Here is an 11994-nt window from a genome sequence, read left to right as displayed (position 1 = left end):
AGCAGGTCGACCTGCTCGCGGCTGACCTGGTTGAGCACCGGCAGCCGTGCGGCGAGCCGGCCGCGATAGAGCGGGAAGCGCTCGGCGAGGCCCGCGGCGCCGCTCACCTCCAGCACCATGGCGCAGGTGAGGCGGTACTCCGCCTCGATCATCGCGAAGATAGTCTCGCGCGCGCCCTCGTCCGGGCAGAGCCCGGCGAAGTCGCGGGCGATGCCGAGATCGACGGTGAGCAGGGTTTTTTCGACCTCGTCGACGATCAGGCGGAAGAGCGGCGAGTCCTCGAACATCCGCCGCAGCAGCGCCCGGCCGCCCTCCCCGCGCACGTCGAGCAGGCTCTTGAGGCCGCTGCCGACCCCGTACCAGCCGGTGATGCCGTGCCGGTTCTGGCTCCAGGCGAAGACCCACGGGATCGCCCGCAGGTCGGCCAGGCTCCGGGCGCCGAAGCGCCGGGCCGGCCGCGAGCCGATGTTGAGGAGCGCGATCTCGTCGAGCGGGCTTGCGGCCCCGAAATAGGTCACGAGATCCGGGTGTGTGATCAGCCGGGCATAGGCCGCCCGCGAGGCGCCGGAGAACGCCTCCAGGGCATCGTCGAACTCGGCCCCCGCCGCCTGGGCCGCGCCGGAGCGCGGCGCCGCGCCGTCGAGGACGTGGTCGAGCACCGCCGAGGCGAGCAGTTCCATCTGGTAGGCGGCGGTGCCGCGGTTGGCGTACTTGAACGACACCACCTCGCCCTGCTCGGTGGTGCGGAAGCGGCCCCGGATCGAGCCCGCCGGCTGGGCCGCGATGGCCCGGGCGGTGGGGGCGCCGCCGCGGCTGACCGAGCCGCCGCGGCCGTGAAAGAACGCGATGGAAAGGCCGGCCTGCTCGCCGACCTGGGTCAGCTTGCCCTGGGCCTTGGCTAGCTCCCAGTTCGAGGCGACGAAGCCGCCGTCCTTGTTCGAGTCCGAGTAGCCGATCATCACCTCCTGCACCCCGCCCTGCTGGCGGGCGGAGCGGCGCACGACCGGCACCTTGAGGAGCGCCCGCATGATCGCGGGGGCCGCGCGCAGGTCGTCGATGGTCTCGAACAGCGGCACGATCGGCAGCGGGCAGACCTCGACGCCGGCCGCGTCGAGGAAGACCCCGGCGGTCTTGGCAAGCAGGTAGACGCCCAGGATGTCAGGCACCGAATGGGTCATCGACAGGACGAAGGCGCCGAAGGCCTCGCGGTCGAGGCTGCCGCGCATCTCGGCCACCAGCCGGAAGGTGGCCAGCGTCTCGCGCGCCTCCTCGGGCAGGCCGTCGAGGTCGGGCAGGCCGTCGAGGGGACGGGCGAGTTCGGCTTCGAGCCAGGTCATCCAGGCCGGCGAATCGACGTCCGGCGGATCGCCCGCCCCCTCGCCGTGCTGGCGCTGCCACAGCGCCTGCAGCGCCCGGGTGGTGCGGGTGGTATTTTCGCGGATGTCGAGCCGCACGGTCGAGAAGCGGAAGATCTCGACCATCCGGCGGACCGGCCGCACCATGTTCCGGGCCAGCGACGCGCAATGCGCCTCCGACAGGCCGTCCTCCAGGGCGCGCAGGTCGCCGATCAGCTCGTCGGCGTCGGCGTAGCCGGCCGCCTGCGGCCCCTCCGACCCGTCGCCGCGCTCGCCCTCCAGCCCGGCGACCGTCGCCGCGAGGCGTCGGCTCAGGCAGGTGAGGAACTGGCGGTAGGGCTCGCCCGGGTTGCGCCGGGCGATCGCCTCGCCGTCCGGCTGGCGGGCGAGCTGCTCGGCGAGCGCGGCCGCGAAGGCCTCGGGCACCGGCAGGGAGCGGGCGCTGATCGAGAGGGTGCGGGCGAGCGCCGTGATGCCGTCGTGGTAGCGCCGCAGGCTCGCCAGCGCGTTGCGCCGCAGCGTGCGCCGGGTCACCTCGGCGGTGACGAAGGGGTTGCCGTCCCGGTCGCCGCCGATCCACGAGCCGAACTGGAAGAAGGCCGGCACCTCGAACCGGGCGCCCGGATAGGAGGCCGCGAAGGCCTCCTCCAGCGAGCCCAGGGTCTCGGGCAGCATCTCGAACAGGGTCTCGTCGAAGAAGTGCAGGCCCCAGGCCACCTCGCGGTCGACGGTCGGCTTCTCGAGGTGCAGCTCGCCGGTCATCCAGACGAGCTCGACCTGGTCGCGCAGGTCGTCCATCAGGGCGTGGCGCTCGCGCTCGGTCCAGCGCGGCATCTCCAGCTCCTTCAGGATCAGGTAGATGCGCCGGAATTTTTCCAGCACCGTGACGCGCTTGGCCTCGGTCGGATGCGCCGTCAGGGTCGGGCGCACGCGCAGCGACGACAGCACCCCGTGCACGGTCTCGGGCGGCACGCCCTGGGCGGCGGCGCGGGCCAGCACCGCGCTGAAGGAATTCTTGAGCCGGTCGCGGCCGGCATTGCGCTCGACGTGGCGGCGCCGGCGCATCGCGGTGTTCTGTTCCGCGATGGCGATGAGCTGGAACCAGATGCCCTGCACCTGCAGCGCCCGGGCCGTCAGCTCCGGCGTCAGCCCGGCGATGTCCGCCTGCCCGCGCAGGACCGCCTCCAGCTCCGGCTGGTGGCGCCGGCAGACATCCACCAGCGAGCGGAAGAGCACGTCGAGCGCCACCCGGTCGTCGGTGCCGGTGATCAGCGGCGGGGCGAAGGGCGTGTCGGGAACGGGAGTGTGGATCATCGGGAGCTCCCCGGTGGGGGTCGAGGGAGGAGGTATTCAAAGTATGGCGCCGGCTTCCTCCTCTCCCCGCCGGGCGGGGAGAGAGCTGCTGATCCCTTGCCGGGTCAGCAGCAAGCCCGAAGGGCGAGGGTGAGGGGGTATTTCCGGATGAGTCTCACTGGTCGAGACCCCCTCACCCTCGCTCCGGCTTCGCCTCCGCTTGCTTCACCCCCGACGAGGGGGGTGAAGCCCTCTCCCCGCCCGCGGGGAGAGGGGGGATGCGCACGAGCCGCGCGTCGTGTCGGCTCACGCCGCCTTGCGCCGGGTCGCCATCACCTCGGCCATGGTGGAGCCGAAGGCGCCGGGGCTCGGGGCGACGGTGAGGCCGTAGGAGCGCATGATCTCGGCCTTCTCGGCGGCGCTGTCGCCGGCCGCCGAGATGATCGCGCCGGCATGGCCCATGCGGCGGCCCTTCGGGGCGGTGAGCCCGGCGACGAAGCCGACGACGGGCTTCGACATGTTCTTCTGGATCCAGGCCGCGGCCTCGGCCTCCTGCGGGCCGCCGATCTCGCCGATCATCAGCACCGCCTCGGTGTCGGGATCCTCCTCGAACAGCGCGAGGTGATCGAGGAACGACGAGCCGTTGATCGGGTCGCCGCCGATGCCGACCGAGGTCGAGATGCCCAGTCCCACCGCCTTCATCTGCGCGGCCGCCTCGTAGCCGAGGGTGCCGGAGCGCGAGATCACCCCGATATTGCCCTTGAGGTAGATGTGGCCGGGCATGATGCCGAGCATCGACTTGCCGGGGGAGATGATGCCGGCGCAGTTCGGGCCGACCACCATCGGGCGGCGCTCCTTCGGGTAGCGGCGCAGGTAGCGCTTCACCCGCATCATGTCCTGGGCCGGGATGCCGTCGGTGATCGAGCAGATCAGCCGGATGCCGGCATCGGCCGCCTCCATGATGGCATCCGCCGCGAAGGGCGGGGCCACGAAGGTGATGCTGGCCTCGGCGCCGGTCTCGCGCACCGCCTGGCGCACCGTGTCGAAGACCGGCACGCCGTGCTCGCTGCGCCCGCCCTTGCCCGGGGTGACGCCGGCCACGACCCGGGAGCCGTACTCGACCATCTCGCGGGCGTGGAAGCTGCCCTTGTCGCCGGTGATGCCCTGGACCAGGATCGGGGTCTTCTCGTCGATCAGGATGCTCATCGGGAAATTCCTCCTCGTGCGAAATCCGGCGGATTGCCTCGCGACGCGGATTTCAGGTTCGCTCGGGTGCCGCGCGGGGCCGTGGGACAGGGGCCGGACGCGCGCGTCCGGCCACCGGCTCAGTGCGCCGCGCGGACGGCGGCGACGGCCTTCTCGGCGGCCTCGGTCAGGGTGTCGGCGGTGATGAGGTCGAGCCCGCTCTTCTCCAGGATCGCCTTGCCGGCCTCGACGTTGGTGCCGGCGAGCCGCACCACCAGCGGCACCCCGATCTTCACCTCGCGGGCCGCCTGGACCACGCCCTCGGCGATCCAGTCGCAGCGGTTGATGCCCGCGAAGATGTTGACGAGGATCGCCCGGACGTTCTGGTCGGAGAGGACGAGGCGGAAGGCGGTCGCGACCCGCTGCGGCGAGGCGCCGCCGCCGACGTCGAGGAAGTTCGCCGGCTCGCCGCCCGCGTGCTTGATCATGTCCATGGTCGCCATGGCGAGGCCGGCGCCGTTGACGATGCAGCCGATCTCGCCGTCGAGGCCAATATAGCTCAGGTTGTGCTCGGCGGCCTGGGCCTCGCGCGGGTCGCTCTGCGAGGGATCGTGCATGTCCGCGATGGCGCGGCGGCGGAACATCGCGTTGTCGTCGAACGACATCTTGGCGTCGAGCGCCAGGACCCGGTCGTCCCGGGTGACGACGAGCGGGTTGACCTCCAGCATCGTGGCGTCGCAATCGCGGAACGCCCGGTAGGCGCTCATGATCGTCTTCACGGCGGCGCCGACCTGCTTGACGGTCAGGCCGAGCTGGAAGGCGAGCTCGCGCGCCTCGAAGGCCTGGAGGCCGACCGCCGGCTCGACCACCACCTGGAGCAGCGCCTCGGGATCGGTCGCGGCGATCTCCTCGATGTCCATGCCGCCGGACTTCGAGGCCACGACCCGCACCCGCTCGACCTTCCGGTCGAGCACGATGCCGAGATAGAGCTCGCGCTCGAAGGCGTCGGCGCATTCGATGTAGACGCGCTGCACCGGCTTGCCCTCGGGGCCGGTCTGGTGAGTGACGAGGCGGCGCCCCAGCAGGTCGTTGGCGGCCTCGCGGACCTCGTGGGTCGAGCGGCACAGGCGGATGCCGCCGGCCTTGCCGCGGGCGCCGGCATGGATCTGCGCCTTCACGGCCCAGTGCCCGCCGCCCATCTCGGTCGCGGCGTAGACCGCCTGGTCGGGGCTGAAGGCCACGGCGCCCTTCGGGATCGGCACGCCGAAGCTCGCGAGCAGTTCCTTGGCCTGGTACTCGTGCACGTCCATGGCGTCCTCCTGGGTTTTAGGGCAAAGGCTCCCCGTCCCGGGCGCGAGGAGGTTCCTCGCGTCCGGCTCGACAGCCCGGTGCGTTGCTTCGGTTCGTCTCGCCCGGCGGTTCGCCGGTCTTCGGTCATCAGGTCCGGGGCTTCTTTTGGACCTGGAACGTCTCGTCCAGAACGAGGCTGGACTTGGATCGGCTGTCCGGCGCAAGGCCGGGCCCGGATCGTCCTGTCCGGCCCGGCGGCGCCGGGCCGGTTCGGCTCAGGTCAGCTTGGCCTTCACCAGGCCGTAGACCCGCTCGGTGAGGGCGTCGGCGCCGTCGAGGGCCCGGGCCAGGTCGGCGAGGCGTCCCTCCGCGAAGGTCCGGTCCTCGATCGCCTTGGCGTTGACGTAGACGTTGAGGGCGGCGCTGCGCAGGCCGGCCTGGGCGGCCAGCACCGCGACGCCCGCATCGCTGACCACGTTGAGGTTGCCGCGCTCGGCGACGCCCTCGCAGAGGTCGATCACCGCCCGGCAGGTCCGGGCGCAGGCCAGCGGCACGTCGGTGGCGAGCCGCAGGGCATCCTGGATCGCGGCGGCCCGGGCCGCCTTGTCCTCGTCGGTCGCCTTCGGCAGGGCGTAGGCGCCCATCACCGCGTTGAAGGCGCTCACGTCCTCGGCGATCATGCCGGTGAGCTGGGCCCGCAGGCCTTCCGCCCGGTCGCGGGTCGCGATCATCTCGGCCTCGACCTCGGCATACTTCTTCTTGCCGATGGTGAGGTTGCAGACCATCGAGACCAGCGCCGCCCCCATGGCGCCGGAGATCGCCGCCGCGCCGCCGCCGCCCGGCGTCGGCCGCTCGCTCGCCAGCGCGTCGAGGAAGCCGCGGATCGTGTCCTCGGAAGCGGGTGCGTCCGTCATCACGCCATCTCTTTCGCGAGCGCGTAGATCTCTTCCGCGTCGAGGACCAGTTCGCTGCTCTCGAACAGCCGGGCGATGCAGGCGCGGTGCAGCTTGAGCTTCAGGCCGCCGATGCCCAGCGCCCCGAACACCACCTTGCCGTGGCGCTCCTTGCCCTTGTCGGTGGCCTCGATGCCGGCAAAGCCGAGCGGCGGCTGGGCGTTGTAGTCGGCGATGAAGCCGAGATCCTTCGCCTCGCTCCACTGCGCCTCGGAGGCGAGTTCGAGGCCGATCGCGCCGGCCGCGAAGGCGACGTCGGCCTCCGCCAGCGCCCGGCCGCGGGTCTCTGCGTCCGGGGTCTCGATCGCCCGGATCTCGACCTTGAAGCGCGTCTCGATCGCTTTGGCGGCTTCCTGCGCCTTGGCGAGCTGGCGCCCGGCGAGGGTCACGGTGGCGCCTTCCTTGGCGAGCAGGGCCGCCGAGCGCATCCCGACCGGGCCGGTGCCGGCCAGCACCAGGGCGCGCTTGCCCTGGAGCGAGCCCGCCGCCTTGGCGACCAGCGCCACGCCGGCCGCCGCCGTGGTGTTCGACCCGTTCGAATCGAGCATGCAGGAGACGCGGAACGGGCCGAAGAAGCGCTTGCGCACCGCCTTGAACACCGCCTCGCCGGCCGCCATGCTGCCGCCGCCGACGAAGATCGCGGTCGATTTCTTCTCCGCGCCGCCGCGGGTGTAGATCGTGCCGTCGACCAGCGCCCCGACGTTCTCGGGCGTCACGTTGGGATAGCCGGTGATGATGTCGGCGCCGCCGTCGTAGCCCACCACCACGTCGAACACGCTGGGCATCGGGTCGGTATCGAACTGGAACAGGAGCTTCTTCATCGTCGTCCTTTCCGCCGCGGGCGCTCGGGGCCGGCGCGGGGGGTTGCGTACGGTGTGGGGGTTAGCGCTCGCGCCCGCCCTACTCCACCACGTTCTGCGGCCGGCCGGCCACGAAGGCCTCGATGTTGTCGACGAGCTGGTCGGCGAGGATCTGCATCGCCTGCTGGCTCGCCCAGGCGACGTGGGGGGTGATGATGAGGTTCGGGACGTCGAGGGCAAGCAGCGGGTTGTCGTCCCGCGGCGGCTCGCTCGTCAGCACGTCGAACCCGGCCCCGCCGATCGTGCCGGCGGTAAGGGCCTCGGCGAGCGCCGCCTCGTCGACGAGGCCGCCGCGGGCGGTGTTGATCAGGATCGCGTCGCGCTTCATCCGCGCCAGCTCGTCCCGCCCGATCATGTTGCGGGTCTCCGGCGTCAGCGGCGCGTGCAGCGTGATCACGTCGCTCTCGCGCAGGATCGTGTCGAGGTCGACGAGGCCGTCCTGGGGCATCACGTCGTAGGCCAGCACCCGCATGCCGAGCGCCTCCGCCCGCTTGCCGATCGACTTGCCGAGCGCCCCGTAGCCGACGATGCCCAGCGTCGAGCCGGCGACGTCGCGGATCGGGTAGTCGAAGTAGCAGAAGTGGCGCGCCCGGCCCCAGTCGCCGCGCCGCACCGAGTTGGCGTAGGGCACGATCGCGCGGCGCAGCGCGAAGATCAGCGCGATCACGTGCTCCGGCACGGTGTTGAAGGCGTAGTTGCGGATGTTGACGACCGTGATGCCCTGCGCCTTGGCGGCGGCCTTGTCGATCACGTCGGTGCCGGTCGCCGCGACCGCGATCAGCTTCAGGTCCGGCAACTGGCGCAGGGTCGCCTCGCGCATCGGCACCTTGTTGAGGATGGCGATCTGGGCGCCCGCGAGCCGCTCGACGATCTCGTCCGGCGCGGTCACCGGGTACTCGGCGTAATCGTGCGGGAAGCTCGGGCGCCGCAGCTCGGCGTCCAGGGTCTCGCGGTCGAGGAAGACGATGCGGTGGGACATGGGGATCTCCGGCGCCCCGGCCTGGTGGTCAGGCTTCCGGTGGGGCATGGCGCGGGACAATGGCATGGCGGGTGGGGTCCTGGCAGCGGCTCCCGGCAGCGGATCTCGGATCGAGGCGGGGATTTCCCCCGCCTCCCGGCTCCTTCCCCGCGACGGAGGGAGGAGCCGGAGAGACCCGCGCGCCGGGACGGGGCGCCGTCAGCGCGCCTCCTGGCTCCCGCGGAGCGACTTTTGGGCCGCCGCGACGCCGCTGCCCGGCTCGATCCGGATGCCCGCATCCAGCATCGCCATCTCGACGCCGGCGAGGGCGCCCATCAGCATCAGCTCGTTGAGGTCACCGATATGGCCGATGCGGAAGAGCTTGCCCGCCACCTGCGACAGGCCGGCCCCGAGGGCGAGGTTGTAGCGCTTGTAGGCGATGTCGATCACTTCGGCCCCGTTGACGCCGTCGGGCACCATCACGGCGCTCACCGTGTCGGAGTACCACTTCTCCTCCTTGGCGCAGAGCGTCAGGCCCCAGGCCTTGACGGCGGCGCGGGCGCTGTCGGCCAGCCGGCGATGGCGGGCGAAGACGTTCTCCAGTCCCTCGTCCTCGACGCAAGCCAGCGCCTCGCGCAGGCCGTAGAGCATCGGCAGGGCCGGCGTGTAGGGGAAGTAGCCGGTGGCGTTGGCCTTGGCCTGGTCGCCGAAATCGAAGAACACGCGCCGGCACTCGGCGGTCTTGGAGGCCTCGAGCGCCCGCTTGCTGGCACAGACGATGCCCAGCCCGGCGGGCAGCATCAGGCCCTTCTGCGAGCCGGTGATGGCGCAATCGACCCGCCATTCCTCGGCCCGGAAGTCGATGCTGCCGATCGCCGAGACGCCGTCGACGAACAGCATCGCCGGGTGGCCCGCCGCGTCGATCGCCTTGCGCACCGCGCCGATGTCGGAGGTGACGCCGGTGGTGGTCTCGTTGTGGACGACCAGGACCGCCTTGATCCGGTGCTCGCGGTCGGCCCGCAGGGCTTCCTCGATGCGGTCCGGGTTGGCGCCGGTGCCCCACTCCTCCTCCTGGACCTCGACCTCGAGGCCGACCCGGCGGGCGAGGTCGATCCACAGCGTGCTGAACTGGCCGTAGCGCGGCGCCAGCACCCGGTCGCCGGGGGAGAGGGTGTTGGTGAGCGCCGCTTCCCAGGCGCCGGTGCCGGTCGCCGGGAAGAGGAAGATCTGGCCCTCGCGGGACTTGAAGATCTTCTTCGTCTCCTCGAACAGCGGCAGGGTCAGCTCGGGGAAGGACGACGAGCGGTGGTCCTCGGACGGCACGATCATCGCGCGCTGCACGCGATCGGGGATGTTGGTCGGCCCCGGAACGAAGAGGAAGTTGCGCCCCGGGCGTCTCGATCCAGCCATGTGTCTCCTCCAGCCCTGCGGGCTTCGAGCCGGGACCCTTCGTCCGGCCTCGTGAACTCGGTTCCCGCGCCGCGGCCACCGGGGGGTGGCGGGCGCGATATTTGGACGACCGGACCCGGGGGGGGATGCAGCGGCGCGCCGCCGACCGGCCCGGGTCGCCGTGTCGAGGGCGACTATGGGGATGCCCCCGCCGCAAGGAAAACTGAAAAAACTTGAGCGGGTATTTAAAATTTTGAAAAGACGAAGGAAAGCCATCCACGCTTTGGCCTAAAGTGGTAGCCGGCTTCGTCTTGTTGCATTGCAGCATTCTCGGAGCATGACCAATTCGGTAGTACCTCCGCGTCGAAGACCGGCGTTTATCGTATGTAATCGGCGTGTCGTGAGGCGGCAGCTATGGAAGATCCGGGACGCGGCAGCGACGCGCGCCACATCGAGAACCGGGGAGCACCGATGACGACGAGACGGAAACGGGCCGGGTTCTCCGGTGTCGAGATCTCCCGGGGCGGGTTCCTGCACGCCCTGCCGCGCCGCCCGCGGCGCCGGCCGATCTACAACCTGTTTCGCCGCATCGAGGAGCCGGATCTGGTCTGCGCGGTGCCGAACGACTTCCCGGTGCCGGCCTTCCTCGCCGGCGGCGCCTGGAGCTATGCGGGGAGCGTCTGCGCCGCGTCCGAGCCGCCGCCGGGCTTCCGTGCCGAGATGGCCGAGCACGGCGCCGAGACCTGCGGCTTCCACCTGTTCCACCAGCTCCCGGCCGCGGTCTCGCCGCCGCCGCGCCGGCGGGTCATCGCACGCGCGGTCTGAGAACTTCCGGCGCTCTCGCGCATTGTCTCGTCAAGACACACCTTGGCAGATCTGCCGCACGGCATGATCTCCCGAGCACAGGAGACGCGCAGATGAGCCTCAAGACCGTCATCGCCGCCGGCCTCGTCATGGCCGGCTCCCTCTCGGCCGGTTCGCTCGCGGCCCACGCCGAGGGCGCCACCCTCGCAGAGGCCGGCATCCCGGCCCTCGACGTGCCGACCTTCTCCGCCAGCGTGCCGGCGGGCATGCCGCTTTTCGCCGCCCTGCCCAGCCTGGCGCCCGGCGCCGAGGTGAACGTGCGCGGCATCGACACCAGCGGCCTCGTCGCCTTCACCCCGTCGGTGCCGCAGGCGATGGACCCGAACGCCGACATCGCCACCGGCTCGGTCCGGAAGTAACCGCCGGAAGTAACCGAAGGCGTAACCGACCAGACACCGGGGCCTCGGCCCCGGTCAGACCATCACGCGCTCAGCGCGGCGACCCGCGCCGCCGCCTCGAACTCGCGCCGCCGGCCGGCAAGGCGCGCCTCCGCCTCCTCGTCGCGTCCCCAGACCTCGGCCTGGAACGTCTCGTCGACATGGGCGGCACTCCAGCCCTCCTCCGGCGTCAGGCGTCCGTGCAGGACGGCGAGCGCGATCAGCACCGAGCCGGTCAGGGTCGTCATGGAATGCAGGCCCGCCAGTGCGGTCGGGCTCTCCACCGCCTCGATGCCGCGGCGCAGGGCCTGGAGCGAGGTTTCGGGCTGGGTGACGTGCATCACGCCCTCGCTCAGCACGAAGCGGGCGCCCAGGGTCTCGTGCGCCCAGTCGAGCACTGGGTCCCAGGCTGCGGCCTGGGCGGCGACGAGGCGGGCCGGGTCGCCGGCCCGGTAGACCAGGAGATCGGTGCCCGCATAGGCGGCGAGGTCGTCGATCACCGCCTCGCGCCGGTCGGCCACGCCGTCGATCGCCGAGTTGACGAGGCGGGTCAGCGGCATCCGGGTCGGATCGATGACCTCCTCCTGCGCTCCCCATTCCTCGGCCAGGGCCTCCGCCAGCGCCCGCTGCCGCACGGCGATGCGGCGCCGGGCCGGGCTGTGGGCCGGGCGGCCGTCGAGGACGAGGCGGAAGCCGTCCTCGGCCTCGGCGATTCCCGCTTCCTTGTAGAAGCGCTTCGGCAAAGCCGGCTTGCCGGCCTGGCGGGCGGCGCGCACCGGATCGGGGGATGCGTCCGGGTCGCCGAGCCAGTCGCGGGTCACGTCGTCGTTCGTCATGTCGCCAGAGATAGGAGCTGTCGGTCGTGGTTGCGAGACGGCCTCACGCGGCGGCGATGTGCCGGCGCAGGGCCTCGTCGAGGGCGGAGAAGCTGTCGACCACCCCGTGCGCCCCGGCTTCGTGCAGGGCGTCCGGCGTATGGTAGCCCCAGGTCACCCCGAGGGCGGTGACGCCGGCGGCCCGGGCCATCGCCATGTCGTAGCTCGTGTCGCCGATCATCACCGTGCGGGACGGCTCGGCCCCGGCCTCGGCCATCGCCTGGGTGAGCATGGCCGGATGGGGCTTCGAGGGGGCGTCGTCGGCGGTCTGCACGGTGGAGAACCAGCCTTCCCAGCCATGCACGGCCACGAGGTGGTCGACGCCGCGGCGCGACTTTCCCGTGGCGATGCCGAGCTGCACCGCCGCCTCGCGGTTGAGCCGCGCCAGCAGGTCGGCGGCGCCGGGAAACAGCGCCTCGCGGATCTCCGCCATCGCCCGCAGCCGGCCAAAACTCTGCTTGTAGGCCTCGGACAGGGCCTCGACCGGCCCGTCGGCGCCGACGAGGGCGGTGAAGGCCTGCGGCAGCGACAGCCCGACCACGGAGAGCGACCGCGTCCGGCTCGGCGCCGGCAGCCCGACCGCCGCGAAGGCCTC

At 71.7% G+C, this 11994-nt stretch carries 11 protein-coding genes; 2 read left to right on the top strand and 9 right to left on the bottom strand.

Annotation, left to right across the window (positions count from 1 at the left end):
• From QR78_RS11540 to QR78_RS11510, 7 genes are all read right to left on the bottom strand, one after another.
• On the bottom strand, positions 1–2669 hold a 2669-nt coding region (locus tag QR78_RS11540), incomplete at its 3' end, for a phosphoenolpyruvate carboxylase (protein ID WP_048427665.1).
• Positions 2670–2954: 285 nt separating this feature from the next.
• Positions 2955–3854: a succinate--CoA ligase subunit alpha gene (gene sucD / locus QR78_RS11535; RefSeq protein WP_048427664.1), complete on the bottom strand. Its 900-nt coding sequence runs from the start codon at positions 3852–3854 to the stop codon at positions 2955–2957.
• Between the two features lie 119 nt (positions 3855–3973).
• On the bottom strand, positions 3974–5143 hold the full coding sequence (locus QR78_RS11530; protein ID WP_048427663.1) for a malate--CoA ligase subunit beta: 1170 nt from the start codon (positions 5141–5143) through the stop codon (positions 3974–3976).
• Positions 5144–5398: 255 nt separating this feature from the next.
• The gene (gene fchA / locus QR78_RS11525) at positions 5399–6037 is read right to left on the bottom strand and encodes a methenyltetrahydrofolate cyclohydrolase (protein WP_048427662.1); all 639 of its coding nucleotides are present in this window, start codon (positions 6035–6037) and stop codon (positions 5399–5401) included.
• Positions 6037–6897: an NADP-dependent methylenetetrahydromethanopterin/methylenetetrahydrofolate dehydrogenase gene (locus QR78_RS11520; RefSeq protein WP_048427661.1), complete on the bottom strand. Its 861-nt coding sequence runs from the start codon at positions 6895–6897 to the stop codon at positions 6037–6039. Before QR78_RS11520 ends, fchA begins: the two co-directional genes overlap by 1 nt.
• A gap of 79 nt (positions 6898–6976) precedes the next feature.
• Entirely contained in the window at positions 6977–7915 is a 939-nt protein-coding gene (locus QR78_RS11515; RefSeq protein ID WP_048427660.1) for a D-2-hydroxyacid dehydrogenase, read from the bottom strand.
• A 198-nt stretch (positions 7916–8113) separates the two neighbouring features.
• Positions 8114–9304 carry an aminotransferase class V-fold PLP-dependent enzyme gene (locus tag QR78_RS11510; protein ID WP_048427659.1) on the bottom strand — a complete coding sequence of 397 codons (1191 nt, stop codon included), beginning with the start codon at positions 9302–9304 and terminating at the stop codon, positions 8114–8116.
• A 450-nt stretch (positions 9305–9754) separates the two neighbouring features.
• Between QR78_RS11510 and QR78_RS31890 the strand changes: the two genes are divergently transcribed.
• Together QR78_RS31890 and QR78_RS11500 are read left to right on the top strand one after the other, a co-directional pair.
• Positions 9755–10108, top strand: a complete 354-nt coding sequence (locus tag QR78_RS31890; RefSeq protein ID WP_125901367.1) for a hypothetical protein — start codon at positions 9755–9757, stop codon at positions 10106–10108.
• Positions 10109–10200: 92 nt separating this feature from the next.
• Positions 10201–10506 carry a hypothetical protein gene (locus QR78_RS11500; protein WP_048427658.1) on the top strand — a complete coding sequence of 102 codons (306 nt, stop codon included), beginning with the start codon at positions 10201–10203 and terminating at the stop codon, positions 10504–10506.
• Between the two features lie 62 nt (positions 10507–10568).
• On the opposite strand, the gene QR78_RS11495 is transcribed toward QR78_RS11500, so the two are convergent.
• Positions 10569–11360, bottom strand: coding sequence for an ATP12 family chaperone protein (locus QR78_RS11495; RefSeq protein WP_048427657.1), 792 nt, complete (start codon positions 11358–11360; stop codon positions 10569–10571).
• Positions 11361–11403: 43 nt separating this feature from the next.
• A partial coding sequence (locus QR78_RS11490) for an HAD-IA family hydrolase (RefSeq protein ID WP_048427656.1) occupies positions 11404–11994 on the bottom strand: 591 nt, incomplete at its 5' end.

Origin of the sequence: Methylobacterium indicum (assembly GCF_001043895.1) — a bacterium.
GTDB classification, from domain to species: domain Bacteria; phylum Pseudomonadota; class Alphaproteobacteria; order Rhizobiales; family Beijerinckiaceae; genus Methylobacterium; species Methylobacterium indicum.
The sequence above is the reverse complement of the archived record's forward strand: the minus strand, read 5'-3'. Positions and strand labels throughout refer to the sequence as shown.

Coding starts and splice junctions, on each gene's coding strand:
- QR78_RS11530 (WP_048427663.1), bottom strand. CDS start 5,143: ATGGACGTGCACGAGTACCAGGCCAAGGAACTGCTCGCGAGCTTCGGC.
- sucD (WP_048427664.1), bottom strand. CDS start 3,854: ATGAGCATCCTGATCGACGAGAAGACCCCGATCCTGGTCCAGGGCATC.
- QR78_RS11510 (WP_048427659.1), bottom strand. CDS start 9,304: ATGGCTGGATCGAGACGCCCGGGGCGCAACTTCCTCTTCGTTCCGGGG.
- QR78_RS31890 (WP_125901367.1), top strand. CDS start 9,755: ATGACGACGAGACGGAAACGGGCCGGGTTCTCCGGTGTCGAGATCTCC.
- QR78_RS11495 (WP_048427657.1), bottom strand. CDS start 11,360: ATGACGAACGACGACGTGACCCGCGACTGGCTCGGCGACCCGGACGCA.
- QR78_RS11515 (WP_048427660.1), bottom strand. CDS start 7,915: ATGTCCCACCGCATCGTCTTCCTCGACCGCGAGACCCTGGACGCCGAG.
- QR78_RS11500 (WP_048427658.1), top strand. CDS start 10,201: ATGAGCCTCAAGACCGTCATCGCCGCCGGCCTCGTCATGGCCGGCTCC.
- fchA (WP_048427662.1), bottom strand. CDS start 6,037: ATGACGGACGCACCCGCTTCCGAGGACACGATCCGCGGCTTCCTCGAC.
- QR78_RS11520 (WP_048427661.1), bottom strand. CDS start 6,897: ATGAAGAAGCTCCTGTTCCAGTTCGATACCGACCCGATGCCCAGCGTG.